This is a genomic window from Vibrio ostreae, assembly GCF_019226825.1.
Taxonomy (GTDB): domain Bacteria; phylum Pseudomonadota; class Gammaproteobacteria; order Enterobacterales; family Vibrionaceae; genus Vibrio; species Vibrio ostreae.
In genome coordinates this window covers 1,278,569-1,304,492 of record NZ_CP076642.1, presented here as the reverse complement: position 1 = coordinate 1,304,492, position 25,924 = coordinate 1,278,569, and the positions used below count along the sequence as shown (strand labels likewise).

The 25,924-nt window shown below is 51.9% G+C and carries 23 protein-coding genes and 1 pseudogene; 11 read left to right on the top strand and 13 right to left on the bottom strand.

Features of this window, described 5'->3' with window-relative positions:
- Positions 1 to 14 precede the first annotated feature (14 nt).
- From KNV97_RS05695 to KNV97_RS05670, 6 genes and pseudogenes are all read right to left on the bottom strand, one after another.
- Positions 15 to 1,488, bottom strand: a pseudogene (locus KNV97_RS05695) (NAD(P)H-hydrate dehydratase).
- Positions 1,489 to 1,616: 128 nt separating this feature from the next.
- On the bottom strand, positions 1,617 to 2,057 hold the full coding sequence (locus KNV97_RS05690; protein ID WP_136487419.1) for a PAS domain-containing protein: 441 nt from the start codon (positions 2,055 to 2,057) through the stop codon (positions 1,617 to 1,619).
- Positions 2,057 to 3,061 carry a response regulator gene (locus KNV97_RS05685; protein WP_218561747.1) on the bottom strand — a complete coding sequence of 335 codons (1,005 nt, stop codon included), beginning with the start codon at positions 3,059 to 3,061 and terminating at the stop codon, positions 2,057 to 2,059. Before KNV97_RS05685 ends, KNV97_RS05690 begins: the two co-directional genes overlap by 1 nt.
- 190 nt (positions 3,062 to 3,251) lie before the next feature.
- Positions 3,252 to 3,491, bottom strand: a complete 240-nt coding sequence (locus tag KNV97_RS05680) for a hypothetical protein (protein ID WP_136487421.1) — start codon at positions 3,489 to 3,491, stop codon at positions 3,252 to 3,254.
- Between the two features lie 283 nt (positions 3,492 to 3,774).
- Entirely contained in the window at positions 3,775 to 4,128 is a 354-nt protein-coding gene (locus KNV97_RS05675; protein WP_407701872.1) for an NADH:ubiquinone oxidoreductase, read from the bottom strand.
- Positions 4,129 to 4,695: 567 nt separating this feature from the next.
- On the bottom strand, positions 4,696 to 4,899 hold the full coding sequence (locus KNV97_RS05670) for an alternative ribosome-rescue factor A (protein WP_136487422.1): 204 nt from the start codon (positions 4,897 to 4,899) through the stop codon (positions 4,696 to 4,698).
- Between the two features lie 376 nt (positions 4,900 to 5,275).
- Here KNV97_RS05670 and KNV97_RS05665 point away from each other — a divergent pair, with 376 nt between their 5' ends.
- Positions 5,276 to 5,485, top strand: a complete 210-nt coding sequence (locus KNV97_RS05665) for a cold-shock protein (protein ID WP_000106983.1) — start codon at positions 5,276 to 5,278, stop codon at positions 5,483 to 5,485.
- 189 nt (positions 5,486 to 5,674) lie between these two features.
- Positions 5,675 to 6,217, top strand: coding sequence for a YaeQ family protein (locus tag KNV97_RS05660; RefSeq protein ID WP_218561746.1), 543 nt, complete (start codon positions 5,675 to 5,677; stop codon positions 6,215 to 6,217).
- Between the two features lie 96 nt (positions 6,218 to 6,313).
- On the opposite strand, the gene hmpA is transcribed toward KNV97_RS05660, so the two are convergent.
- Positions 6,314 to 7,498: an NO-inducible flavohemoprotein gene (gene hmpA / locus KNV97_RS05655; RefSeq protein ID WP_218561745.1), complete on the bottom strand. Its 1,185-nt coding sequence runs from the start codon at positions 7,496 to 7,498 to the stop codon at positions 6,314 to 6,316.
- Between the two features lie 231 nt (positions 7,499 to 7,729).
- On the opposite strand from hmpA, the gene norR reads away from it, so the two are divergent.
- Positions 7,730 to 9,319 (top strand): nitric oxide reductase transcriptional regulator NorR, encoded by a 1,590-nt coding sequence (gene norR / locus KNV97_RS05650; protein WP_407701871.1) that lies wholly within the window; start codon positions 7,730 to 7,732, stop codon positions 9,317 to 9,319.
- Between the two features lie 192 nt (positions 9,320 to 9,511).
- Here the strand turns inward: norR and KNV97_RS05645 are convergent, their stop codons facing one another.
- The 4 genes from KNV97_RS05645 to KNV97_RS05630 all read right to left on the bottom strand — a co-directional run bounded on the left by KNV97_RS05645 (position 9,512) and on the right by KNV97_RS05630 (position 15,103).
- Positions 9,512 to 10,396: a mechanosensitive ion channel family protein gene (locus KNV97_RS05645; protein ID WP_218561743.1), complete on the bottom strand. Its 885-nt coding sequence runs from the start codon at positions 10,394 to 10,396 to the stop codon at positions 9,512 to 9,514.
- 445 nt (positions 10,397 to 10,841) lie between these two features.
- The gene (pepT, locus tag KNV97_RS05640; RefSeq protein WP_218561742.1) at positions 10,842 to 12,074 is read right to left on the bottom strand and encodes a peptidase T; all 1,233 of its coding nucleotides are present in this window, start codon (positions 12,072 to 12,074) and stop codon (positions 10,842 to 10,844) included.
- Between the two features lie 353 nt (positions 12,075 to 12,427).
- A complete protein-coding gene (locus KNV97_RS05635; protein ID WP_136487428.1) occupies positions 12,428 to 13,447 on the bottom strand; it encodes a DUF4382 domain-containing protein in 1,020 nt (339 codons plus the stop codon).
- Positions 13,448 to 13,738: 291 nt separating this feature from the next.
- On the bottom strand, positions 13,739 to 15,103 hold the full coding sequence (locus tag KNV97_RS05630) for an alpha-amylase family protein (protein WP_218561741.1): 1,365 nt from the start codon (positions 15,101 to 15,103) through the stop codon (positions 13,739 to 13,741).
- 251 nt (positions 15,104 to 15,354) lie between these two features.
- On the opposite strand from KNV97_RS05630, the gene KNV97_RS05625 reads away from it, so the two are divergent.
- On the top strand, positions 15,355 to 16,008 hold the full coding sequence (locus tag KNV97_RS05625; RefSeq protein WP_136487430.1) for a DsbA family oxidoreductase: 654 nt from the start codon (positions 15,355 to 15,357) through the stop codon (positions 16,006 to 16,008).
- Between the two features lie 282 nt (positions 16,009 to 16,290).
- Here KNV97_RS05625 and KNV97_RS05620 read toward each other — a convergent pair whose 3' ends face one another.
- Both KNV97_RS05620 and KNV97_RS05615 read right to left on the bottom strand, forming a co-directional pair.
- Positions 16,291 to 16,491, bottom strand: coding sequence for a restriction endonuclease subunit S (locus KNV97_RS05620; protein ID WP_136487431.1), 201 nt, complete (start codon positions 16,489 to 16,491; stop codon positions 16,291 to 16,293).
- A gap of 62 nt (positions 16,492 to 16,553) precedes the next feature.
- Positions 16,554 to 18,473 (bottom strand): methyl-accepting chemotaxis protein, encoded by a 1,920-nt coding sequence (locus KNV97_RS05615; protein WP_218561740.1) that lies wholly within the window; start codon positions 18,471 to 18,473, stop codon positions 16,554 to 16,556.
- A gap of 483 nt (positions 18,474 to 18,956) precedes the next feature.
- Between KNV97_RS05615 and KNV97_RS05610 the strand changes: the two genes are divergently transcribed.
- Genes KNV97_RS05610 through KNV97_RS05585 form a run of 7 tightly spaced genes read left to right on the top strand, consistent with a single transcriptional unit; the run spans position 18,957 to position 25,909 of the window.
- Complete coding sequence (locus tag KNV97_RS05610; protein WP_218561739.1) at positions 18,957 to 19,913, top strand: AAA family ATPase; 957 nt, start codon at positions 18,957 to 18,959, stop codon at positions 19,911 to 19,913.
- Positions 19,914 to 19,922: 9 nt separating this feature from the next.
- Positions 19,923 to 20,849: a DUF58 domain-containing protein gene (locus KNV97_RS05605; RefSeq protein ID WP_218561738.1), complete on the top strand. Its 927-nt coding sequence runs from the start codon at positions 19,923 to 19,925 to the stop codon at positions 20,847 to 20,849.
- A gap of 9 nt (positions 20,850 to 20,858) precedes the next feature.
- A complete protein-coding gene (locus tag KNV97_RS05600) occupies positions 20,859 to 21,344 on the top strand; it encodes a DUF4381 domain-containing protein (protein ID WP_136487435.1) in 486 nt (161 codons plus the stop codon).
- A complete protein-coding gene (locus KNV97_RS05595) occupies positions 21,331 to 22,299 on the top strand; it encodes a vWA domain-containing protein (protein WP_218561737.1) in 969 nt (322 codons plus the stop codon). Before KNV97_RS05600 ends, KNV97_RS05595 begins: the two co-directional genes overlap by 14 nt.
- On the top strand, positions 22,292 to 23,455 hold the full coding sequence (locus KNV97_RS22105) for a VWA domain-containing protein (RefSeq protein ID WP_322972660.1): 1,164 nt from the start codon (positions 22,292 to 22,294) through the stop codon (positions 23,453 to 23,455). Before KNV97_RS05595 ends, KNV97_RS22105 begins: the two co-directional genes overlap by 8 nt.
- Positions 23,346 to 24,245, top strand: coding sequence for a tetratricopeptide repeat protein (locus KNV97_RS22100; protein WP_322972659.1), 900 nt, complete (start codon positions 23,346 to 23,348; stop codon positions 24,243 to 24,245). Before KNV97_RS22105 ends, KNV97_RS22100 begins: the two co-directional genes overlap by 110 nt.
- A 2-nt stretch (positions 24,246 to 24,247) precedes the next feature.
- Positions 24,248 to 25,909 carry a BatD family protein gene (locus tag KNV97_RS05585; protein ID WP_256611560.1) on the top strand — a complete coding sequence of 554 codons (1,662 nt, stop codon included), beginning with the start codon at positions 24,248 to 24,250 and terminating at the stop codon, positions 25,907 to 25,909.
- Positions 25,910 to 25,924 lie beyond the last annotated feature (15 nt).

The following is a 25,924-nucleotide window of genomic DNA, read 5'->3' as shown; positions in this document are numbered from 1 at the left end:
GTTAACCAACTGAATTAGTTAACCAACTGACGTAGATAGCTGAACAGATCACTGGCGAGCAACCCGCGCTCGCCAAATTCCTTGGCGTTCATGTCTGCCGCCATGCTGTGGATCTGCACACCAAGCTTCGCCGCATCAGTCAGGCTCAGGCCCTGAGCCAATAAAGATGCGATGATGCCAGTTAACACATCCCCCATGCCACCGGTTGCCATGCCCGGATTACCGGCCAGGCACACATAGGTCTGCTGGCCGTCATACACCAGAGTACCGGCACCTTTGAGCACAATCACACCACCGAATTTCTTATACAGAGCTTTGACCGCACTAAAGCGATCCGCTTCTATCTGGCTGACTTTACAATCGAGTAGTTTTGCCGCTTCCGCCGGATGCGGCGTAATGATGCGCTGGGCGTCAAACCCACCGGACAATGCGAGAAAATGCAGCGCATCGGCATCCAGTACTTTGGGCTTTTCACTTCTTTCGACATGCTGCATGATATGACGCGCGGTATCATTACGGCCCAGACCAGGCCCGACAGCAATCACATCGCACCACTGCAACCGCTCATCGATGAATGACATTTCATTCCAGCCGGCAGCCATGATTTCCGGACAGGCAGCCAGCATAGCCATGATATTACTGGCGTGCATCAGAGTCGCGGTTAAACCGGCGCCACAGCGCGCGCACGCTTTGGCAGACAGAATCGCTGCCCCGCCCAAACCTTCATTGCCACCGATAATCAATGCCTTTCCATGGCTGCCTTTATGAGAACTCGGTTCACGCTTGGTCAGGAGCTGTTTGATCGACTTAGGGTCGATGGCCTGTAAAGTCGGCGTATTTTGCGAATTGAACGTCTCTTCCACCCCCCAGTCCGGCAAAGTTAAGATCGCCGACATAGTTACGCGCTTTACCCGTCACCAACCCTTGTTTGAGACCGATAAAACTCACCGTATGGGTGGCCCGAATCGATGCGCCCAGCACCGAACCGGTGTTGGCACATAAGCCGGATGGCACGTCGATCGCGACAATGGGTGCCGGACTGCGATTCAGCGTATCAATCAACTGCTGCAACGGCTCGCGCACTGTGCCGCTTAATCCGGTGCCAAGCAAGGCATCAATGATCAGATCGACATCCCTTGGCACTTCATCGTCAATCGGATAGACCTCACCGCCATGATCCAACCAGTGATAGTACGCCGATAGTGCATCGCCGCGCAGTTGCTCTGGGTCGCCATATTGCCAGACCGTCACCTGCACGCCGAGTGAACGTGCCAGACACGCAACAATGTAACCATCTCCGCCATTATTGCCTCCACCGCAACACACCAGCCAGTGATGAGCGCCCGGATACTGAGCATAAGCGACGGTAAAAGCCGCCTGGCCTGCGCGTTCCATCAGGCTGAACATCTCCAGCCCTATGGTTTTCGCAGCCATGGCTTCACCTTGTTTGACTTGTTCGGCAGTGTAGAAGACTTTGGGTAACGGCATGGTTCTTCTCCTTGCAGGATACTGGGGATCCCGCGGCAGCAACTGAGCTTAAAGTGTATGCAAAAAAGCCAAGGGCTTCCTTGGCTTTGCACCATTTTTGCGTGGTGAGTTGTTTGTTTACCAGGCGCTCACTGGCTTTGCAGCGTCATCAGCGCTTCAGCGGTTGCGTCCTGCACCGACAAAAACAGTGAGTTCACTTTGCCGGTCGGCGTGCGCATCGGATTGAGCGTAATGTTCTGATACATGAACTCCGCCTGCTGGGTCACCGGACGGACGTTACGACATTTAAACAGATAAGGGCGCTGTTGCCAGGTGATAAAACTGCGGCAACCCAGATCGTACACCGGCTTGGTTTTAAGCTTGAACCACTCCGGCGGGATTTCAGGAAACAGGGTAAACAACGACTGTCCGATGGCATCATGGGCCTGCTTGCCGCTGTGGTGGGTCATAAACCCGTTCCATACCTGCACATTGTAATCACGATCGAGAACCACCAGCCCCATGTCTACGTTCTGCACCATGTCCACCATCCAGTGGAACTGCTCAAATTCAGCCGGTAAAGTCAGCATCAGAAGTCCTCCATCAGGTAGGCCAGTTTGTGATCCAGCAGCGGCAGTGACTCATCCACAAACATAAATAGCAGATCGCAGCGAATTGAGGTGCCTTCAATGTTGTAACTTACTTCAAAGGTCATGGTTTTCTTAAACGATCCTGCGGTGGACTCAATGATCGAATCGATCGGAATGTGTTGGCCAAGTAATACCGGCGCACTCTGGAAAAAGCGTACTTCCGCCTGTTCGCCGAGGCCATTAAGAAACGAGCCGACCAGAATATTGGAGACATCCATCAGCAGTTCGAGCTCTTCCAGCTCGACACTTTCTGCCGGAACCTGCATCAGTTTTTTCAGATCCGACACGCTGGAATCACTGAGCAGCACTAAAGCTTCACCTGCAATCCCCTCACCGCTGAATCCCTGGCATACCCCCGAAACCTGACTGTTGTCAGCCAGATCACGCAGCGCCATATGCAATTCGCTCACTTCAAAGATATTGACGTTAGGCAACGGTAGCTGGACAAACACATCGAAATGACGTGCCAGCGCATCGGCAGCGCGACCAATGGAAACGTTAGCCACTTCCATATAAATGTCACGGCGGCGTAAAACCGGCAGTTCGATGCTGATCGGCGTCACCAATCTCGGTTGAGTCGGCGGCTCAAGAATCTCGCGAATCACCGCATTAAGATCGGTTTGACTGATTGGCTTTTGGATAAAGGCTTTCGCCCCCAGCGCGATGACCCGTTCTCTGGCCTTGGGCTGAATATCACCGGAAACCACCACGACCGGCGTCGAGTCATTGTTTGACTGCATGGCTTCAAGCGTGCCAAAGCCGTCCAGCTCTGGCATGGTCAAATCAAGGAACATCAGCTGATAGGAATTTTGCTCCAGCAGCGCAAGCGCTTCCAGACCGTGAGTAGCAAAGGTGATATCGGCGTTTAAGGCGGCGGGCAGCGAGCGCGCCATCTGCTTTCTGGCCAGGGCCGAGTCATCACAAATGAGTATGGAATACGACATACAGTGACCGTCCGTGCTGATGTGGGTGTAACAGTGAGTGTATACCCATTTTTGCCCCGCAAGCCAGAATATTAGGCTTACTTATTGATAACTCGACTGTTCGCTCAAATTAGCGGCGGGATTAATCCGCCCCGCGTGCGGTTAATGTGCGAGCCGGGTAAGAGATCATCCGTGTTACGAAGCAGGGAATTCAGTACCCCGGCCACAGGGTCAGTACAATGATGCGCAGCACCACAGCAAACACCACCATCGCAATGCCCAGGCGATACCATTTATACTCTGCCACCGTCATCGGAATGCGCTTGTAAAACATCGTCACAACGCCTTTCCAGTCATGACTGCGCTTGCCGTACTGAGTAATCCCGGTCAGGACAAATACAATCCCGGCCACTAAAACGGCTTTTTCAATCCAAAACAGTGTGGTTTCCATACGTCCGCCCTTTCCTTACTATTTAGCGCTCAGTGTATTAGCTCAGTGTATTAGCTCAGTGTATTAACAATACAGCGCTGTGGCTGTAGAACTATAGTCGAACTTTATCTCCTCAGATCACTTATCCCTCAAACCTCGTCCACGACGCTATCCCCGCTTCAGATAAAGCTGTCTGAACAGACAAAAGAGTAAAAGTTAAACTGGAGAAATAGCAAAAGAGGCCGAAGCCTCTTTTTATCGAATCACACTATTTACGCCGTCGTTTACCGCGCACAGGGCCTGACTACGCTGAGATCTCCGGTGCTTTAGTCATGCTGTCGCGGTAGGTAAACCACAGGTAGGTGACCACAATCGAGAAGAACAGATAAGACAGCGCAAACACGATAGGTGATGTTATCAACTGAGCCGACATGCCCCAGGCAACACCAAGAATGGTCACACCGACTTTGGCCAGTAAGCCGCAAATCAGCAAAAACAGCGCAAGCTCCGGGAAACGGGTGCTACGAAACGCAAACCAGTAGCAGCTTCCTACCGCCAGGGCTGCCACTGACAGGCCGAGCATAAAAGAATGCAAATGATCAGCAGACGCTACGCCGGCTGACACCGATGTCATCATGATCACTAACAGCTTTATCATAGGATTACCTCTGCTTTAAAAGCACACTTTCAATAATGGAATCTCATTTTGTGCGCATTTTCGCTGATCTGATTTTTATTGCAAGTAGCCGTAAATCGCAAAAATGCGTACAAAGTTTAACCGCCCGAACTTTGTTAAAAGAGGGTTAAAATTTAATCGCCACTCAAGTAGTAATAGCAGCACCTGACAGGGCTAAGGTGAGTCTGAATGTGCGTTTTGATACAAACTTTTAACGGTTGTAAATTTTTGTTTCATTGCTGAAAATGTGACCACAACCAACTCTATTGCGCTGCGGTAACCTGAGATTGCGAAAATAAGGCAACACTTAAGCCGTTTCTAAACGGCATCAGCAAAACAGGGGCCGCAAACTGATTAAGACACAATTCCCCCATATCAGGACTCTCAGAGTCTGCGCAGTAACAAATGATTACAAAAAACCGGTACTCGGCAGGAAGGGCAAAAAATGCAAGAAAGGCGCTGTTTTTGACAGCGCCTTTCTTTATTAATGATGAAAAACCAGTTTATGAAGAGAGCTGGGGATGGAAAAAACCTAGTCGAATGCATCTCTTAAGCAGCATTGGAATAGGTCTCTCTCCCTTTATGTTTCATGCTACGTTTGAAGCTGCCTTTGCCCTTTTTCGCTTTCTCAACTCGCTGTCTGAATAACTGACTCGTCACGACGGCTTTCAGTGCGTTGTCTTTGATGGTGCCGCGTCCGAACTCGGTGTCTGCACACTGATGTCCGCGCACCGGTTTTGCTGAGTGGCTCATTGATACCTCCTTGGGTGACAAAATGATGAGCTATTTCGTCGTGTATTGTGCGCCTAATTTTCTTTGAGTCAATCATCTGCACTGCCATTCAAGCCGCTTTTTTTTGCATTTAATAGACACTCAATTGCACAAAAAGCGTACGAAGAGCAAAAAAAATGATAAAAACTGAAAAAGCGACGTCGTTGAGTGAAGATTCGATTGACAACCCCCGGGATTACTCTAGACTCGATAGCAGCTAGAAATGAAGTTCTTTGTATACACATTGTTTCGTTGGATTACTTGTAAGTCCCGTAGTGTCGTACGCATAGCAAGCTACTTTTCCACGCTATCCGCGCCAATGTCGGCGATATTTAAATTTTGATTTAGGATTTACACTATGTCTACTCCAGTTACTGGTACCGTTAAATGGTTCAACGAAACTAAAGGTTTTGGTTTTATCAAGCAAGAAAACGGTCCTGACGTTTTTGCTCACTTCAGCGCAATCCAAGGTGACGGTTTCCGCACTCTTGCTGAAGGTCAAAAAGTTGAGTTCGTAATCACTCAAGGCCAAAAAGGCCCACAAGCTGAAAGCATCAAAGTTCTGTAATTGAACTGACCAAATATATAGTAGCCAGCTCACAGAGCTGGCTATTTTCGTTTCTGGGACTCGTAAAATTTCTCCGGCTTCGTTTCTTACGTACCTGTTTTATCCGACATCAGTTTTATCTGACGTACGTTTTATCTGACGTAAGTTAAGTTCTTCGGCCTGAGCATTTTCTCTGACGTAAGCATTTTCATGGCACTTAAACCCACTATCTATAAATTCCGCCTTTCCCTGTCGGACATCAACCGTGATCACTACGATACTCTCAACCTCACTGTAGCGTTACACCCGTCTGAAACCAATGAGCGTATGATGGCCCGCGTGATGGCATTCTGTCTCAACGCTCACCCGGACTTACAGTTTACCAAAGGCATCTCAACCACCGCTGAACCGGACATTTGGCAAAAAGACCTGGCTGACCACAACCTGTTGTGGATTGAGCTAGGTGAGCCGGACGTAGAGCGTGTTAAAAAAGTGACACGTCAGAGTGCGGTAACCAAGGTATATACTTATCAGGTGAAATCTGACATCTGGTGGCAGCAGAACAAAGGTAAACTCAGTTACCATCAGGCTGAGATCGTGCGCTTCGATCCGGAAGTGATCAGCGCAATGGCGGCCGAACCAAAACGCACCATGGACTTGTCTGTGATGATCAGTGGTCACTCTTTGTTTGTCGAGGGTGACCTGGGCAGTCATGAACTGACCTTTGATGTGTTGCAGTCACTGCCTGAATAAGCGGCAGGAAAACCCCCTCTGCTCTTGGCGGATGGTATGCGGCAGCAAAAAGGCCCTTCACGGGCCTTTTGTTTATATGTTTTGGCTTGATGCGCTTTATGCCGTCAGCGTTGCGTGCGGGCCGAACATCTCATAGTGGATGCGCTCCGGATTAACCCCTAACTGACCCAGCTGCGCGACGATATTTTGCATAAACGCCACCGGGCCACACAGGTAGAAATCCCCCTCAGCCAACGGCAGTTCAACATCCGTCAATTGCATCTGGCCCTGACGTGATTCGCCCTGCTCGCCTTGCAGATACCAGATATGTTGCTGCCACTGTTGGGTAGCCACCAGCGTCGCGGTTTCATCAACAAAGGAGTGCTGGAACGGAGAATGACACGCATGCAGATACGTCACATCCTGTTTACCCTGTTGAGCCAAGGCCTGCAGCATCGCCTGCATCGGAGTCGCGCCGACACCTGCTGAGATCAGTACCACCGGACGCTCACGCTCGACATAATGGAAATCGCCCGCTGGTGCGTACAGGTTAACAATATCGCCTTCTTGCACCGCAGCATGAAGGTGATTCGACACCAGGCCCGCAAACTCGCTCTCAGCGCCTTCACGTTTCACCGAAATACGATAGTCTTGACCATTACTCGCCTGCGACAACGAATACTGGCGAATCTCTTTGTAGGCCGAACCAAGCGGCGTCACTTCAATACTGATGTACTGACCTGGCAGGTACTCCAGCACTGGCTGGCGATCTTGCGGCGTCAGGACAAAACTGGTGACCAGCTCGGATTCAATCCGCTTCTCACTGACCACAAACGGACGGGCATTCTGCCAGCCACCGGCCGCCTGTTTACGCTGCAGATACAGTTCACCTTCACGATCGATAAACACTTTGGCCAGGAACAAATAAGCATCGGTCCAGGCTTGCTCAACTTCAGCAGTAAACGCCTCCGGAGCCAGTTCACGCAGGGTCTCAATCAGGTGATGGCCGACAATTTGGTAATGATCCGGCTGGATATTGAAACTGGTGTGCTTGTGCGCAATGCGTTCTACCGCGCTGCTCAGGGCTTCCAGGCTGTCGATGTGTTTGGCATACGCTGCGATGGCTTCAAACAAAGCCACACTCTGACGGCCCGTCTTTTGGTGCGTCATGTTGAAAATATTCTGCAGCTCAGGATTATGGCTGAACATACGGTGATAAAAATGGCGGGTCAGAGCCGGGCCGGCGGATTCAAGCAGTGGAATGGTACTTTTTACAATCGCGATAGTATGGTCATTGAGCATAAAATGATGTTCCCCATTTTTTGAGATAATGTCAGGCGGGCTGACCACTGTAAATGTGTGGCCTGAGACCTGACGTCGATTCTTCTGTAACCGATATTGCAGGTTCAATGCCACTTTCTATCTCACTGAAAAACATAAATTTGATTGAAATGTCGCCACGATAAAAATGTCAAAATAACTCGTTTATTTCATGTCATTTTGACACTACAATATCAAAAAACACCATCGGACATGCTTATGCCGGATTTCTCCATTTCCACCCTGGTCGATATGACCATCGGACTCGCCAGCGGACTCAATGATGAAGACCGTTTTAACCGTCTGCTGGATGCGGTACGAAAAACCATTCAGTGCGATTGCGTAGCCCTGATGTCACTGCAAAAAGAGACCTTGATCCCTCTCGCGATGCAAGGTCTGACCCGCGACACCATGGGACGCCGTTTTCTGATTGCGGAGCATCCACGCCTGGAGCAAATCTGTCATTCATCGGCTCCGGTGCGCTTCAATGCCGATTGTCCGCTACCTGACCCGTTTGACGGCCTGCTGCTCGATCATGACGACGATCTGCCAATGCACTCCTGCATGGGGCTGCCTTTACGATTTGGTGACAGCCTGCTCGGTGTCCTGACGCTGGACAGCCTGACTCCCAATGCCTTTGAACGGATCCCTGAACGCAGCCTGGAAGTATTGTCGGCAATTGCGGCGTCTACCCTGAAAATGGCGCTGACCTTTTCCCAGCTTGAAGCTCAAGCCAAGCAGACTCAGCTGCGTCTTGAAGAGTTAAATGAAGAGGCCTGGGAACGAGACGGCAGCGAGCTGATTGGTCAAAGCAGCGCAATGCAGGCGATGAAAAGCGATTTGGATGTGGTTGCCCCCTCCCAGTTCAATATTCTTATCCATGGCGAAACCGGTGTCGGTAAAGAATTAGTGGCGCGGACCATCCATCACCAGTCAGCTCGCCGCCGCCAACCGCTGATCTATGTCAACTGTGCCGCCATTCCGGAAAACCTGGTCGAGAGTGAGTTGTTTGGCCATGTCAAAGGCGCCTTTACCGGTGCTGATCGTGATCGTATGGGTAAGTTCGCACTGGCGAACGGCGGAACGCTATTCCTCGATGAAATCGGCGAGCTGCCGCTGGCAGCGCAGAGCAAGATTCTGCGTGCGCTGCAAAATAATGAGATTCAGCCGGTGGGCATGGATAAGGTGCAAACCATTGATGTCCGTATTCTGGCGGCCACCAACCGCGATCTGAAACATGAAGTCGAGGCGGGCCGTTTTCGCGCCGACTTATATCACCGTCTGAGTGTGTATCCGATCTATGTGCCGCCGCTGCGTGAACGCAACGGCGACATCACGCTGCTCGCAGGCTACCTGCTGGAAATCGCCCGCCGCAAGCTCGGTATCGTGCAGTTGAAAATCCAGCAGGCGGCACTGCGTTACCTCATCGGCTATAACTGGCCCGGCAACGTGCGCGAATTGGAACATGTGATTAACCGCGCGGCGCTCAAAGCGCGGGCGCGTCATCCTCAGCAGCCGCTGGTGACCGTAAGCACTGAAGATATCGGACTACTCGAGGGCACAACGCATCCGCGCATTGAGACGAGTCCGGTGCAGGCAGAGCGAGAGCTTCCTCTCAATCAGGGGCTGCGCGAGGCCACCGATGAATTTCAGCGCCGCTTGATCAGTGAAGCACTGACTCAGGCAGACTTCAACTGGGCCAAAGCAGGACGTCAGCTACAAATGGACAGAGCCAACCTCACCCGGCTGGCAAAACGACTGGGCATAGAAGTCACCACAACCCACGACATCAAGCGCCAGTAACGTCTGGTGCCATTGGCCAGCAGCGCCAATGCCCACAAGCAGCAATGTGCAGAAACACCATTACGCAGATACAACAAGGGGGATAATCGCTTATCCCCCTTACGTTATTACACACAGCATACTGATTGTGCGAGAGCCGTTACCGCGTAAGAACGATGACTACGCTAAAAACGGTTACTGAACAGAACACACTTATTGAACTGACACAGGTTGTGGTTCGGACGGCGATGCCACATCAGCCTGCTGGCTAAAGGCCTGCTCATATTCATACATAAAATCGCGCCGAATCAGTTGCTCCAGATCGGTGGCCCGCTCAGTCGGACAGAAAATCATCACGTTGACCACCTGCTCGCCGGTCATGGTGGAGGTGATATCGATGTGCGGGTCAGCACTCGGCAGATCAACGCCGGCATGCTTTTCAATCATGGCATTATAGCGGCGTGCCACATCGATAAAGTGCGCAAAGTGCTCTTCAATCCGGGCATTAAGCGCCGGCAGCAGCGGATACAGATTGACGAAATCCGGCACCACAATACTGAAATTGTGGAATACATAGCGCTTCATGAAGTTGAGGTTTTTGACCGGAAAGGTAAAAAACATACTGTTCGGCAAGGTGGCGGTTTTACCGGTGTAATGATAACGCCCGTTCTGCAAATCGATCTCCTGAATCACAGTCGCCATCATGTTGTGTTCGATCACTTCCCCGCTCAGTTTGCCGACTTCAATCCAGTCGCCGATACGAAATGAGCGTGAACTGGCACGCTGGATTGAACCGGTGAAACACAAGATAATCTCTTTCGACGCCACCACAATCGCCACCGCAATTGCCGCAACGGAAAGCGCAAATTCACTGATTTCCGGTTGCCACAAGGCAAACAATATAAACAGGGTCGCCACAAAGGTCCCGTTTTTGGTGCTCGACATCCATTTACGCTGATGCTCGCTGAGAAAAGCACCATCGCCGCGGATGCGCGCCAACGCCACCCGACGCAGCAAAATCATCACCGCCAGAATAATGGCCGAGAATATCAATTTGTGTGTGAGCAGATATTCAACGATAACGTTAAGCTTCTCCATTCCCTAATCCTATCTTGTTACATGACTTGATGAGCAGCCCAACTTATCATCAGTGGGTGCCGGGCGTTAGCCCGAGCGTCCACTAAACCTGCGGCCTGATAATCGATTCGGACCCTAAAGTCCCGCCGCAGTGACTTTATGCAACCCGTCCATTATTAAGAGCAATAACCTGGCTGACAGCTCGCCAGAGTATACCCAATGGCCGCACAAGTGTCGGCTTGGTTACCCGGAATTATGCACTTTATCAAAACACGGCAAGCTTCATGCTCAATATTTATTCATAGCCGCTCACTTGCTCACCAGATCGGTTTGTGCCGCTGACACTGACCGGCAGCCAATAAAAACGCCGCGGCAAAAAGGCGCGGCGTGAGACCATTGATGAGGAAGGATTAAACGCGGTTGTCGCTCATAACCGTTCGTAACTCATAACCGTTCGTAACGGAAGCTAACTCTGATAACGCTGGGCGGTTTTCTGGGCCAGCTTAACCAGCACTTTAACCGCCTGCTCCATACCTTCGATGGTAATAAACTCATGAATCCCGTGGAAGTTATAACCGCCGGTAAACAGGTTCGGACACGGCAGGCCCATAAAGGAGAGACGCGCGCCATCGGTACCACCGCGAATCGGCTTGATCAGCGGCTCGACACCGCACTCCTCCATCGCAGCTTGCGCCAGTTCAATAATGTGCGGATGCGGCGCTATTTTCTCTTTCATGTTGGCATAGCAATCGTGAATGATAAGCTCCACCCGGCCTTTTTTCAGTTGGCTGTTGAGCGTACTCACGATGTCCTGCATGCACCGCTTACGAGCCTCCAGCCCTTCGCGTTCAAAATCACGCAACAGGTAATCGAGTTCTGACTTTGCGACCGCCATTTTGGCCGCGGCAAGGTGATAGAAGCCCTGATAGCCGTCGGTGTGCTCCGGCGTTTCCTGCTCCGGCATCATCAGGATAAAGCGTGCTGCAATCTGCATCGCATTTACCAGCTTGTTTTTCGCCGTGCCGGGATGAACGCAGACCCCGTGACAAATGACCGATGCAGTCGCAGCATGAAAGTTCTCATACTCCAGTTCGCCGACCGGGCCACCATCAACGGTATAGGCCCACTGCGCGCCAAACTTTTTGACATCAAAATGGTGCGCACCCCGGCCAATCTCCTCATCCGGGGTGAAAGCGACGCAGATGTCACCGTGCTCAATCTCCGGATGAGCAATTAGCACTGCTAACGCGGTGATGATCTCCGCGACTCCGGCCTTATCATCCGCACCGAGTAAGGTTTTTCCGTCTGTGGTGATGAGGTTAAAGCCGTGCAAATGGTGCAGTTCCGGATAGTGGATCGGCGACAACACTTCATCGCCGCGCCCGAGGGCAATATCGCCGCCCTGATAATTTTCCACAATTTGCGGCTTGATGTTCTTGCCTGACGCATCCGGCGCCGTATCCATATGGGCGATAAAGCCAATCGCCGGAACAGCATAATCCACATTCGATTTCAGCTTGGCCATCACGTAACCATGCTCATCGAGCGTCACCTCGCTCAAGCCCAGTTCCAGTAACTCATCGTGCAGCATCAGGGCAAATGCTTTTTGACCAGTGGAACTCGGGCAGTGATGGTTTTTTGGTTTAGATTGAGTGTCATAAGTCACATAGCGCAGAAAACGCCCGACCAGATTTTCCATAGCGAATCTCACTGTCTGTCAAAATACCGTTGAGTGGCAGCCCAACCGGAACCATGCGCTTATACCCGATAGAGTCAGAATGCGGCGCACCAGGTGCACTGGCGTGTGAATGGGTATATACGCAGTCAATTGCAATCCATAGTACGGATTCTGTCTGAGTAAGAGTTGCTATAAATCAGGTTTTGGTGGATTAAGTCCATACTATTGATATGGGGAAAGCGCATTTTGAGATAAAGAAAAGCTCAACTCACCGGCTCAAAAACAAAACGACCCCGCCAAATGACGGAGCCGTTGTCTTCAGCGCGGCTGGGCGCTTACCCACCGCAGAGAGCAGGCGTATCTGACAGCGTCGCTTACAGCGAAGTGGTAGTGGTCTCTTCAACCGGATCCGGCGTCGGTTCCGGTGCGATATACTCAAAATTCACCACACCCTCTTCACCTGCGGTCAGAGTCACCTCATGCACCTGGTCCGCTGGAGATGGCAGCGGCACTATATCCTGGCCGTCGTACTGAATGGAATCATCACCAGCACCGTTACAGGTAAAGGCGACGGTGTAGTCACCGGTTGGCAGGAAGCCAAACGAGTAGTTTAACGTCTCATCTAGCGCCGTCGAGGCATAAGGAGTCACTACGCCTTCCGGTACCGGATTCGTAGCATCGAACTCTGGATCGTTTTCATCAACCAGATCACCCAGCTCTGAGCCGGATACCAGACCTTGGTACAGGTACACATAACTGCTGGTTTCCGTACTGCACGTCTCGCCCTCATCCAGCAACGTCTGATCCACCGTGCCTGACAGACTGACCACATCACTGTTGCTCAGAATGCTGACGCCATGCGGTTTGAGAATATAGCCGTTCTGACTACCGCTGTTACCGCGCATTACCAGTGAAGAGCGCAGATCAAACTCAATCGTAAATGCCTGAGTCGCTTCATTACTGACGGTAAAGCTGCCTAAACGCAGTCGGTTACTTGGCTGTTTCAGATCCTGTGTGCCATCAGCGTCATCGACAAAGTTCACGTTAGACTCGCTGCTGATATGCAGAATCAGATTCTGATAGGTACCAACCGGGATTTCTTGATTGGTAATGATGAGCGCTGAGTTTGCGCCTTGATAATCCAGCAAATCAATTTGTTCGTAGTCTGCACTTGGATCATCCGGATTCACATCCAGAAAAATCGACTCACCGTTCTGCTGCACCAGCTCAACCTGAGTAAAACCAATCGTCACTGACGAGGCATAATCAACCGGAGCATCAGACACGGCAAAAGAGACTGTTGCGGTCTGGGTCGAACTATCGTCACCGCCACCACCACAGGCAGTCAATAAAAGAGCGGCACTGCTCAGTGCCATAAGAGGTAAAGTTTTCATGCTACACCCATTGCTTTGTTTTATCGTTTGTTGATATTCATCTCAATTATAGTTGAAGCAATATGTGATTGATGAAAACCGGGCAGATTCTGGCAAGCATCTTACATTATGAAAAAAATTAACAAGCCTCTGTCAAAACTGCGACCCAATACGTCGTTTAATCGGCGTATTGCCCCGTCTGTACAGGGGCAAACCCTCCCTGTCTTAGATTCAGCCGCGTCCTGTGACGCGGCTATTTTTTTCTCTCACAGTTCCAGTCGTCTGTTCTAAACAGTGCATCAGCTTAATGGCCTAACTCTGCGCCTTGGCTAAACACAACATTCGGCTGCTCATCGCCGGCGTTTCTATCGTGACTTTTTCGCCGTCAGATTCAAACTGCTGACCACTTAACAGATCAAGCAGAGCCTGCGGCCAGTTCAGGTCGATACTCTGGGGGCGGGCTGATTTGTTTATGATCACCACGCCGCGCTCACCGCGACTGAACACCAAGAGATCATCGTTAGCTTCCAGATGGACCATTGGCAGCCCATGCATTTGATTGTGAAAAGCAATTCTGGCCGCCATTTTTGGATCACACCAGGCGTGCTCCCAGCGCGGCGTGTCATCTTCCAGCAAAAAGCCGCTGGTATTCAAATCGGCGTAAATCAGCGGCACACCGCCATCACGGCCGAGGATGTAGCTGTAGGCCAGCGCTTCACGCTGCGGCGACATCACCAAGTCTGAAAACACATCGTTGTTGGGAATATCATGGGTGATGGCAAACGTAATCGCCCGCTCTTTCGACAGAGCCTCACCAAAACAGTAAGGATCAATGAGCGCGGTTAAGGAGCCTTGCTTCTGCAGCGCAGTGTAAATGGTCTGAAACAGCGGAAAATCGTATGCACCGAGAGAGGTTTCCTCCAGATAGGGTTGCAGGAACAAACGATATTCTTCATGGGTTGCCCCACCATCGGTAATGATTTCCCCAAAAATGTGCACGTCATGAGTGATATCTTCACTCCAGACCTTTTTCAGATGCTCAATGGTCATATGTTTGGCGGCATCAATCCGAAACCCCTTCACCCCGAGTTGCTTCATCGCCAGCAGATAGTTTCTCTGCTGCTCTACGACATGAGGATTGTCGCGCAAAGTCGGTAATCCCTGATCATGCGGCCCGCCGGTAATGCGGCCATTCTGTACCTGCCATTTGTCCTTCCAGTCGAGAATCCCGAACGCTTCAACAAAATCATCCTCTTCAAATAAAGGCTCGGACAGATCGCCGAATAGTCGCTGTTTCTGGTAGTAGCGCGGTTTTTTTCGATACGCCTTAATGTCCTGGCTGCTCGGGTATTGCAGATCGAGTCGTTGCTTCGACTCATTGGCCATATGGTTAAAGACCACATCGATATACACCAGGATGCCGAATGAGCTTAGTGTATTGATCATTAAAATAAAATCTTCGGTATTGCCTAACTGGTTATCGATCAGACGATAATCCTGTGGCTGATAGCGCTGCCACCAGGGCGTACCTGATTTAGTTTGATACGATTTCATCGGAGGTGAGACGAGTACCGCTTTGTAGCCAGACTGGCGAATAAGATCTGCCCGCTGAGTGACCAGGCCGTAGGGCCAGTCAAAGGCATGTAAAATGACATCGGTCGGTTGAACACTGTTCATGAGCCAAACTCCTTCTACTTTAGCAAGCGAAGAATACGAAATAAATAAGGCGGCTTGCTAACATTGACGCTGATTATAAATCGACCAAACATAGGTAAATCCCCCTTTGGAGAATAAATTACGGTTGAGAGTCAGGGCGTAGGACATCCATTTTGCTCCCCTTTGGTTAAAGTTTGACTCACTCCCAAGTTAGAAAACCATGCAAAAGCTATACTTAGTTGTTCAATATTTAGACAAACCTGGAGCCTGACATGCGCACTGTCCGAATTGATATCGTCTCCGACGTTGTCTGCCCCTGGTGCATTATCGGTTATAAGCGCCTGGAGGCGGCGCTGGCTATTCTGTCCGGACAAATCCGGGCGGAGATTCACTGGCACCCCTTTGAGCTCAATCCAACCCTGCCACAAGGCGGAGAAAATCTGCGTGAGCACCTGGCCCGTAAGTACGGCACATCGACCCAATCAAGCATCGCGGCGCGGGACACTTTGCTGCGCTTAGGTCAAGAAGTCGGTTTCACTTTCCGATTTTTTGATGACATGCGTATCTACAACACCCGCAAAGCCCACCAGCTATTACTTTGGGCGAATCAGCATCACAAACAGGCAGAATTGCAAATGGCGCTGTTTGACGCTTACTTTACCCGTGGTCAGGCAATGGATGATGAAGAGGTATTGCTGGACTTGGCTGAGCAGGTCGGCCTGGAGAGGGGGCAGTGCCGGCAGATCCTGCATGATGAGTCCTGGGCAAAGACGGTTGCCAATACCGAACAGCAGTGGCTGCAGGCCGGAATTCAGGCGGTACCGGCAATCATTCTCGATCAGCGTCATCTGATCTCCGGCGCGCAGACCACCGAAAATCTGCTTAGCGTATTGCAGGAAATCAGCAGCAAAGCGTCGACGCATTAAAGCAATGGTTTACCCTAAACGAATGGTTTACCCTAAACGAATGATTTGCCCTAAACGAATGCTTTGACACAAGTGAATGCTTTGACACAAGTGAATGGTTTGGCACAAACGAATAGTGTAAACATAACAAAAAGGCACCTGAATTCAGGTGCCTTTAAAACATGCTGCGAGATTTTAAGCGTACGCGAGCTATTTGTCTCTAGAGACCTGTTAGTCTCAAGAAAACAGTTAGTCTCAACACAACTGTTGCTCTCGAAAGAACGGTTGGTTTCAACAGAACAATTAGTGAATCGGCGCGTCACTTTTCGAGAAAAATTTACCGAAATACTGCTCGAGAACTTCCGGCGTCAGTTTGCCGTCTGCTTCCAGTTGTTTCAGTTCCTGTGCAATCGCTTTTTGCTCTTCCAGCGTTGGCAATGGGACTTCTTGTTCTTCGCCCGCTTCCTCAGCCATCAGCTCCAGTTCTTTTTCAAAATCGCTCATCGTGCTTACCTAATAAGATTTTAATTACTGAGCCAGAGTGTACCTAACTCGCCACTCTGATTCTAGAGCTTAAAACTGCCCACCATCTTATCCAGACGCGCAGACAATTGACTCAGATCGCGACTGGCCGCAGCCAACTCTTCCGCGGTTCCTGTGGTTACTTCATTAATCGCGTTGATCTCTTCAATATTCTGGTTAATGGTGTAAACCACGGTCGACTGCTCTTCGGTGGCGGTCGCTACTTGGGTATTACGATCCGAAATATCGTTAATCCGTTCAGAAATTGCCACCAGCACCTGCACCGCTTCATCGGAAGAAGCGACACTTTCCGATGTCAATGCTTTGCCTGCCGTCATCGCTGTTACTGCATTTTTGGCATCACTTTGCAGCTTGTCGATCATCTTCTGAATCTGCTCTGTCGATGAAGCGGTGCGACTGGCCAGGTTACGGACTTCATCGGCAACCACAGCAAAACCACGTCCCTGTTCACCGGCACGCGCGGCTTCAATCGCGGCATTCAGCGCCAGCAGGTTGGTCTGCTCGGAAACGTCACGAATCACATCCAGAATCGAGCCGATCTGCTGCGTCGTCGCCGCCAGTTCTTCTACCACCCGACCAGTCTGTTCAATATCGGTTGCAAGGCGATTGATGGAATCTTTCGAGCGAGCCACCACACCTCGTCCTTCCCGGGTGTTATCCGATGCCTGGCTGGCGGTATCGGCAGCAGTCGCAGCGTTAGAGGCGATCTCTGCAATCGTCGCGCCCATCTGGTTGATGGCAGCAACCACCTGAATGGTCTGATCACGCTGCATTTGACTGTTATCATGCGTCGTGCTTGCCTTGTCAGAGACCGTCTGCGCGGCTTGTTGCAGCGAACTGCTGGTCGACGCCACTTCCTTAATCGAGTGATGAATCTTATCAATAAAGCCATTAAAACCGGCAGATAGCTGAGCGATTTCGTCATTGCCGTCAACGATGATACGCTGGGAAAGATCGCCATCCCCCTGGCCGAGTTCACTAAAACGCTGCGCCAGTTGGCGAATCGGATTGACGATACTGTTGGCGAGCACAAAACCCAGGCCAATAAACAGCGCAGCCACCCCGAAGGTGATCAGCAGCATGCGATGAGTCATCTGGTCGAGTTCAGCAAACACTTCCTCAACCGGTACATTACCCACCACAAACCAGTCCATCGACGGGATATACAGGCTGGCAACAAATACCGGCTGACCCTGATAGTCAGCATGAATCAGATTAAAACCGGATTGATTAAGCAATGCATCCGCCTGTGCACCGTATAAAGATCGCAGCGTGGCATTGGCCTGCTGTTTTTGACGATGAATCTGTACTTTGCCTTTGGCATCCGCCAGGAACACAAAGCCGGTTTGCTCAATCTGGAAACTGTTGAGCAGCTTTACCATGTCATCCATCGATTTAGACAGGCCGGACAAACTGTTGCTGGAAAGGTCCTGATAGTTGGCGAACATCTTCACTTCACCGGTCGACGGCTCCTGGAACATGCTAACCATGGTAGCCTGGCCTGACGAGGTAAAGTTAAAGAACCAGCCATCCTGATCACGGGTCAGCTGACGCAGAAAGCCGTTCTGATTCCAGTAATAAGCGGTGTCGCGGTTCGCCACCGATGCATCGTTAAGCTGGTACTGTCCGACGACATTGTTGAGCTGTTTAACCAGACGAGCTTCACTGCCTGGCTCGCGATCGGTTGAGACGATCGCCTGCTTGATGTACTCATTTTGCGCCAATTGTTTCGCCGCTTGCAGTAACGTACTCACTTCACGATCAATCTGCTCGCCGATTTGTGCCAGCATAGTCGGTAACTCAACATCCACCAGCTGATGCTGCAAGGCCGCTCGAGACTGACGCTGCGCAATAACCCCCATAATGATGGTGGATGCCAGTACGGCAAAGGTTATCCCTAACACCACTTTCTGTTTAATCGTTATATTATTGAATTTTAACATTTTCCTCGCCTTAAATGGCTTAAGCTGACTTGGGCGCGCTATTACCTTAGTTATGTAGCATTACCTTGATGGCGTCACTGGACCCTGGTAAATACTGGACCCTGGTAAAACGCTAGACCTTGGTAAAAACGCGAGATCTTAGTAAACACATTACCCGTGATGAATTATCGGCCAATCTGATTAAGACTTGAGATTCAACTCTTATTTTTATGAAAACAAATGAATCATATATCAAAATTGAATCATAAGTGAGATTTGTGCCAAGTAATTTGAGTCTAGTGGATTTCAGATACCCTGCCATAACCGAGGTGAAGAAAGAGCGGGGGTTCAGCCCATGATTGGCCTTTAAGCTGAGCCCCAATTTGTCTAACAATTGGCCGTTTAGAGAGCGACTCAAAAAATCGTTGGAACTTTTTGTTACAAATCCGGTACTAACTGCCGAATGTAGGCAGAGATTAAAAGCTCGAAGGAGAGTTGAGTTACATGCAGTCACACACTTTTCAAACATTACAGAATTATCTGAATCAACAGGTTATCGGTCAGCAATCCCTGGTTGAGCAACTGCTGGTCGCACTCTTGGCTGATGGGCATATCCTGGTTGAAGGTCCGCCGGGCCTGGCAAAAACCAGGGCGGTAAAATCCCTGGCAGACTGCATTGAAGGCGATTTTCACCGCATTCAGTTCACGCCCGATCTGCTGCCTGCCGATCTAACCGGGACGGATATTTATCGTCCTGAAACCGGTGAATTCACCTTTCAGGCCGGGCCGATTTTCAATTCGCTGATCCTGGCGGATGAAATCAACCGCGCACCGGCCAAAGTTCAGGCCGCGATGTTGGAAGCCATGGCAGAAAAACAAATCACCGCCGGACGCCAGACCTACCGCCTGCCGGAACTGTTTCTGGTGATGGCGACGCAAAACCCGATTGAACAGGAAGGCACGTATCCGCTGCCGGAAGCGCAACTGGACCGTTTTCTGCTTCACCTGGATGTCGACTATCCGGATGCCGAGCATGAACTGGCGATTCTGCGTCTTAACCGCGGCGAAGCGAAAGGCACCGCCGAAGTAACGCCACCGGTTATCACTCAGGAGCAGATTTTCGCTGCCCGCCAGGAAGTACTCAATATTCATATGGCGGAGTCGATTGAGCATTACCTGATTCGTCTGGTCATGGCGACCCGTAACCCCGCACAATACGACGCGCAACTGGCGCAATGGATTGAACTGGGTGTCAGCCCGCGTGCCACCATAGCACTGGATCGCTGTGCGCGCGCGCATGCCTGGTTACAGGGCCGGGATTTTGTCAGCCCGGAAGATGTCCAGAGCATGGTCTTTCCGGTACTGCGCCACCGCCTGCTGCTGACGTATCAGGCCCAGGCCGAAGGCGTTCAACCTAATCAGGTGATTGCCCACCTGTTATCTCTGGTAGGCAGCGCGTAGGACATCAGCATGGCAACACATCAGCCTCACCTGCTGCCCGAACATGCCAACGGTGTGACCCTGTGTCTGGAAGAGCTGCTGCCCTACCAGCAACAAACGGTGAAATGGCTGCCTCCGGCGCGCAGCCTGTGGTCACATATGGCCGGCCAGCACCAGGGCCGCCGTCTGGGACGCGGCATGGACTTTGCCGAAGTGCGTCAGTATCAACCGGGCGACGACATCCGTACGATCGACTGGCGGGTCACGGCGCGCACCGGAAAACCGCATACCAAGCTGTTCACCGAAGAGCAGGAAAAGCCGGTCATCCTCTATATCGATCTGAGCCCATCGATGCAGTTTGGCTCACGCCTGATGCTCAAATCGGTTCAGGCCGCACACTTTGCCAGCCTGCTGAGCTGGCTGTCGGTGGCGCAAAAAGATCGTATCGGTGCCGTCATCGACCTCGGCCATGAGCAACTGGAAATCAAGCCGACCAGTCGCCGCAAAGGGCCATTGCAGTTAATGGCAAGTCTGGTTGACGCCCAGCAACGCGCGCTGGCCCAGGCCCAAAGCGCTCCCCCTGCCATGCATAGCGCGATGCAAACTCTCAACCGGATGTGCCCGAAAGGCAGCGAGGTCATTATGATCAGCGACTTTGTCCGTTTTGACGATTCATTGCGCCCGCTGTTCAGTCAACTCAACCGCCATAACCGTGTGCGCCTGGTGCATATTTTTGACCCGCTGGAGCAGGGCCACACCGCTTTTCGTGGCGTTGAGCGGGTCAGCGATCACCAACAGACGCGCTGGCTCAACTTTTCCGCAAATAGTACCCGGAATGGGATCAAAAAAGCCTTTGAATCTCAAAAAGAAAAACTAAAATCACTCTGCCAGTCTCTGGCGATAGATTATCGTTCACTCTCCTGTGAGCGTCCTTTGCTACAACAATTGTCCGGATAACTTAAAACTATGAAGCAAACACCTTCGACGCCGCTTGAATTAAACGCGCTGCATCTCCCTTCAGAGCCTTCCTGGTGGCCTTTAGCCTGGGGATGGTGGGCACTCGCAGCCGGCCTGTTATGCGTCGTTGTATTTTCCCTGCTGATGGTACGCTGGAAGCGAAAACGTATCGCGCCGCAAAAAACCGCGCTACGTCTGCTCAATCCGCACCTGAGCAATACGCCCTCTTCGGCGATTGAACTGCTCAGACAAGCGGCGCTTTGTTATTTTCCGCGTGACCAGATTGCTCATCTGACGGGCAAAGAGTGGTACAACTTTCTGGACGAACAACTCGGCCGTCCGCTGTTTGTACCGAATGAAACCGTGTGGCAGCAAGCCTTATACCAGAAACAACCTGTAGCGGATGCCAAAGCACTCGTTGCGGACTGTTACGTTTGGGTTCAGGACGCTTTGCCACCAAAAAAACGGAGACCTTCGAGCGTTGGCAAACATTGAGTTCGTTTTCTGGTGGCTGTTTGTTCTGCTGCCCCTGCCGCTGCTGATCTATCGCTTCTCACCAGCGATAAAACAACAAGCGGCGATACATCTGCCCTACCTTCCCGCGCAAACGGTCAGCGCTAAACCTCGTCATTGGTGGATCAAAGCCCTTGCCGTTGCTATCTGGATTTGCCTGCTCACCGCGGCAGCCCGCCCGGTCTGGTATGGCGACCCGGTGACGACTTCACCCAAACACCGCGATCTGATGCTGGTGGTCGACCTCTCTTATTCGATGAGCCAGGAAGATATGAAATCCGGTGACCAGTTCATTGATCGTTTAAGTGCGGTCAAGCAGGTGTTGTCGGACTTCATTCGTAAACGGGAAGGTGACCGTCTGGGGCTTATCTTGTTTGCAGATCATGCCTACCTGCAAACCCCATTAACACTGGATCGCAACACCATCTCAGAGCAGTTGAACCGCGCCGTGTTGCGCCTGATCGGTACCAAAACCGCCATTGGTGAAGGGATTGGTCTGGCGACCAAAACCTTTATTGACGGCGATGCGCCGCAGCGCGTGATGATTTTGCTCAGTGACGGCAGTAACACCTCCGGAGTGATGGATCCGATGGAAGCGGCCACCATTGCCAAGAAATACCACACCACGATTTACACCGTCGGAGTGGGTGCGGGCGAAATGATGGTTAAAGACTTCTTTATGAGCCGTAAGGTCAATACGGCGCAGGATCTGGACGAAAAGACGCTCAAAGCGATTGCAGATACCACCGGCGGACGCTATTTCCGCGCCCGTAACCAACAGGATCTGCAGACTATCTACGACACCATCAATCAGCTGGAGCCCATCACCAATGCGACCCAAACCTGGCGCCCGCAAACCGAATGGTTTGCTTATCCGCTCGCGCTGGCGCTGCTGCTTTCTCTGGTGGTGATTATTGTGAGGAGAAACCATGTCTGATTTTATTTTCCTCTCGCCATGGTGGCTGACTGCCCTGGTGCCACTCGCTCTTTTACTCGGCTGGCTGGCACGCAGAGCGCGTCATCAAAGCCTGATAGCGCCGCATCTGGCGGCCGCTCTCGGCTTATCGGGCGACAATAAGCAGCGCCGCGCGCTGACCCTTATTGCCATATGCTGGCTGGTCGCTGTACTGGCCCTGGCAGGCCCGAGTTTTGAAAAGCAAGCAAGGCCAAGCTACTCGGCCAGCAACGCACGCGTGGTAGTGATGGATATGTCGTTGTCGATGCATGCCACCGATATCAAACCCAATCGCCTGGCACAGGCACGCTATAAAGTGCTGGATCTGCTCAAAGGATGGCAGGAAGGCAGCACCGCCTTAATCGCATATAGCGGCGATGCCTATACGGTCAGCCCGTTGACCAGTGACAGTGCGACCATAGCGAATCTGATCCCGAGCCTGTCGCCGGAAATCATGCCCTACCCCGGAGCGAATGCCGCCAGCGGAGTCGAGCAGGCGATCACCATGCTCAACAATGCCGGGCTGCGTCGGGGCGATATCATCGTCCTGGCTGATGATCTCGACAATCAGGAAAGTCAGGCGATCGAAATATTGCTGCAGGGGACTCACTACCGGCTGATGATCCTTGGCCTTGGCACCCGTGACGGCGCACCGATTACTCTGCCGGACGGCTCGCTGCTCAAAACTGACGCCGGGCAGACCGTGGTCGCGAAAACCGACTTTAGTACGATGCAATCGCTGGCTACGCAGCTGGACGGTATCTTTACCCCGTACCGTGCCGACGGCTCCGATGTCGAACGCCTGCTGGCGGCCACGCAAAATGAACGTCCGCTGACCGGCAAGAAAAACAGCCAAACCGTGAGTGACCATGTCAATAACGGTTACTGGCTGGTCCTGCTGCTGCTTTGCCCGGCTTTACTGTTATTCCGACGTGGTTTTATCTTTGTACTGTTACTTTCAACCGGCCTGACGATGCCACCACAACGTGCCGAGGCATCCCCCCTGGCTCAACGCAGACCAGCAGGCTATGCAGTCCTATCAGCAAAAGGATTTCGCAGCCGCCGCCGAGCAGTTCTCAGACCCCGAATGGCAAGGGATCGCTCGCTATCAGGCCAAAGACTACCAAGGTGCGATTAATGCTCTGTCACAGCTGGCACAGCCTTCGCCGCAGGCACAATACAACCTTGCCAACGCCTACGCGCAGGCTGGTCAGTTAGACAAAGCCAAGCAGCTCTACCAACAGGTTCTGCAGGCTGAACCAGACAACAGCGACGCAAAGCATAACCTGCAGGTCGTCGAGCAGGCGCTGAAGCAACAGCAACAGCAACAGCAACAGCAACCAAAGTCTGGCTCTGACGCGGATAAGTCACAACCGAATCAGCACAACAGCGCCGATAAGTCGCCATCAGGAAACTCAGGATCGCACTCGGGGTCAGATAAGCAGCCAAACGCCGGACAGAACCCCGACACCGCTGAGCAACCTGATCAAACATCCGCTTCTCAGCCGTCGTCGAACAATCCTGCGTCTGCCCAAGAGCAAAATAAACCGAACCAGCCTGAGTCGTCACCAGACAATCCGGGCGCTCAAACCGATCAAAAAGAGCAGGCTCACTCAGGCTCTGCCACCAGTCAGCAACAGAGCGATAAGCAATCATCCGCTAAGCAATCATCCGCTAAGCAGTCAGCCGAACAGCCATCCACGGCCCGGCCACAAGCTCAGCAGGCACAGGCGAGTCAGGCAAAAGCGGACGATTCAGATAACCGGGCAGCGTCTGCAACTCAGGCCACCACGCAGCCGATCGATCCTGAATTACGTAAGCTCGAGCAAGTCGAAAGCGCCCGCGATCCCAGCCAGCTATTGCGCGCCCAACTTTATTTTCAGGCACAAGACAGAGAGCCTCCACAAACTCAAGGTAAGAAGTGGTGATCATGAAATTATTATTCCGCCGTCTTTCATTCGTCCGTCACCTAATCACCGGGCTGACGGTGCTATTTTTTTGCATGTTCAGCCTGAGCGCCAGTGCGGCTTTCTACGCCAGCGTCAGTAAGAATAAGGTGGCCAAAAATGAAGTCTTTCAGCTTAAAGTGGTCAGTGAGGACAAAGCGTCGTCAGACGATATCGACTTCAGCCCGTTAGACAAAGATTTCTTTATGAGCCGTCCCAGCTTTGGCTCATCCATTAACATTATCAACGGTACCCGCACCAATCGCAGTGAGTGGACCGTCTCACTGGCAGCCAATCAGATCGGCACAGTGACGATTCCGAGCTTTGAGCTGAACGGAGAAAAAACTCAGCCGATTACGATTCAGGTGACCAATGATGAAACGGCTCCGGGCAGCGATGATCTGGTCGAAGTACGGAGTCAGTTATCACGCTCGACTTTATATCCGAATGAGAGCGCGCTGCTCAAAGCCCGCTTGATCATCAAAGCCGACCCGCGCCGTTTGCAGGATCCCCAGATAGCGCCGCCAAAGGTGGATGGCATGGAACTCAAAGCGGCTGGAGAACCAAACCAGTATCAGACGGTGATGGATGGGATTGAAGTCACGGTCGTCGATCAGAACTTTCGCATCACCGCGACCAAAGCGGGTAAGTTTACCCTCTCCGAGCCGAGCCTGACCGGCACCCTGGTGTATGGCAGCAGCTTTAATGGCTCAACCCGCATCATTCCGCTCAACACTACGCCGAAAACCTACACCATCACGGTTGAGCCTAAGCCTGACAACTACCAGGGCAACTGGCTGCCCACCAGCTTGCTGACGCTGAAAGAGCGCTGGCTGGACAGCAATAGTCAGCCGATTGAAAGCAGCCGCTATGTCACTAAAGTCGGTGATTCTATTAGCCGTGAAATCACTGTGCAGGTGACAGGTCTGTCACCGGAGCAGCTGCCGGATCTGAAACTCAACTATCCCGATTCAGTGCGCGTGTATGACGAAAAGCCGGTCTTCGATACCCTAGATAACGGCGATGTCACCATGACGGTAAAGCAGGTTCTCATCCCGCGCCAAAGCGGCGAAGTGACCCTGCCCGCCGTCGCGGTTAACTGGTGGGATACGGTACGCAAGCAGCAACAGACAACTACAGGAGCAGGCCTGACCCTGACCGTAAAACCAGGTGATAACCCGGCGGTGGTCGGCGCGACACCAACTCCGGCCCCCACTGCTCCTGCCGAGGTTCAAACCGTCACGATAAAAGATCCCGGTTACTGGCCTTATCTGACCGCCCTGTTTGCACTGCTCTGGATAGTCTGCTTTGTGATGCTGGTATGGAAGATGCGCAAACCGGGCAAGCCAGCACCAGAGGCGCCAACCGGTACGGCTTCCTCAAACTACCAACAACTGCAACAGGCGCTGCAGGGCAACGATGGCATTGCTCTCAGTCATGCGCTCAAACGCTGGCAAGCTGAGGTGGTCACAACCGATCAGGAACAAGCGCAGTTGCAACTGGCACTGAGCGAACTCAACCAGGCACTGTACTCTGCTAATCCTGGCTCATATAGTAGCCGCGAGCTGGCGCAGTTAACCAAACGGATAGAACAGCAGCAGAACAAACGCAAAAAACAGGTCAAAGATCCGTTAGCAACGCTGTGAACGTGATCTGACGCT

Bases quoted from the DNA above. Each gene is read 5' to 3' on its own strand.
- KNV97_RS05690 (WP_136487419.1), bottom strand. From the start codon at position 2,057: ATGCTGACTTTACCGGCTGAATTTGAGCAGTTCCACTGGATGGTGGAC.
- KNV97_RS05685 (WP_218561747.1), bottom strand. From the start codon at position 3,061: ATGTCGTATTCCATACTCATTTGTGATGACTCGGCCCTGGCCAGAAAG.
- KNV97_RS05680 (WP_136487421.1), bottom strand. From the start codon at position 3,491: ATGGAAACCACACTGTTTTGGATTGAAAAAGCCGTTTTAGTGGCCGGG.
- KNV97_RS05675 (WP_407701872.1), bottom strand. From the start codon at position 4,128: ATGATAAAGCTGTTAGTGATCATGATGACATCGGTGTCAGCCGGCGTA.
- KNV97_RS05670 (WP_136487422.1), bottom strand. From the start codon at position 4,899: ATGAGCCACTCAGCAAAACCGGTGCGCGGACATCAGTGTGCAGACACC.
- KNV97_RS05665 (WP_000106983.1), top strand. From the start codon at position 5,276: ATGTCTACTCCAGTTACTGGTACCGTTAAATGGTTCAACGAAACTAAA.
- KNV97_RS05660 (WP_218561746.1), top strand. From the start codon at position 5,675: ATGGCACTTAAACCCACTATCTATAAATTCCGCCTTTCCCTGTCGGAC.
- hmpA (WP_218561745.1), bottom strand. From the start codon at position 7,498: ATGCTCAATGACCATACTATCGCGATTGTAAAAAGTACCATTCCACTG.
- norR (WP_407701871.1), top strand. From the start codon at position 7,730: ATGCTTATGCCGGATTTCTCCATTTCCACCCTGGTCGATATGACCATC.
- KNV97_RS05645 (WP_218561743.1), bottom strand. From the start codon at position 10,396: ATGGAGAAGCTTAACGTTATCGTTGAATATCTGCTCACACACAAATTG.
- pepT (WP_218561742.1), bottom strand. From the start codon at position 12,074: ATGGAAAATCTGGTCGGGCGTTTTCTGCGCTATGTGACTTATGACACT.
- KNV97_RS05635 (WP_136487428.1), bottom strand. From the start codon at position 13,447: ATGAAAACTTTACCTCTTATGGCACTGAGCAGTGCCGCTCTTTTATTG.
- KNV97_RS05630 (WP_218561741.1), bottom strand. From the start codon at position 15,103: ATGAACAGTGTTCAACCGACCGATGTCATTTTACATGCCTTTGACTGG.
- KNV97_RS05625 (WP_136487430.1), top strand. From the start codon at position 15,355: ATGCGCACTGTCCGAATTGATATCGTCTCCGACGTTGTCTGCCCCTGG.
- KNV97_RS05620 (WP_136487431.1), bottom strand. From the start codon at position 16,491: ATGAGCGATTTTGAAAAAGAACTGGAGCTGATGGCTGAGGAAGCGGGC.
- KNV97_RS05615 (WP_218561740.1), bottom strand. From the start codon at position 18,473: ATGTTAAAATTCAATAATATAACGATTAAACAGAAAGTGGTGTTAGGG.
- KNV97_RS05610 (WP_218561739.1), top strand. From the start codon at position 18,957: ATGCAGTCACACACTTTTCAAACATTACAGAATTATCTGAATCAACAG.
- KNV97_RS05605 (WP_218561738.1), top strand. From the start codon at position 19,923: ATGGCAACACATCAGCCTCACCTGCTGCCCGAACATGCCAACGGTGTG.
- KNV97_RS05600 (WP_136487435.1), top strand. From the start codon at position 20,859: ATGAAGCAAACACCTTCGACGCCGCTTGAATTAAACGCGCTGCATCTC.
- KNV97_RS22105 (WP_322972660.1), top strand. From the start codon at position 22,292: ATGTCTGATTTTATTTTCCTCTCGCCATGGTGGCTGACTGCCCTGGTG.
- KNV97_RS22100 (WP_322972659.1), top strand. From the start codon at position 23,346: ATGCAGTCCTATCAGCAAAAGGATTTCGCAGCCGCCGCCGAGCAGTTC.
- KNV97_RS05585 (WP_256611560.1), top strand. From the start codon at position 24,248: ATGAAATTATTATTCCGCCGTCTTTCATTCGTCCGTCACCTAATCACC.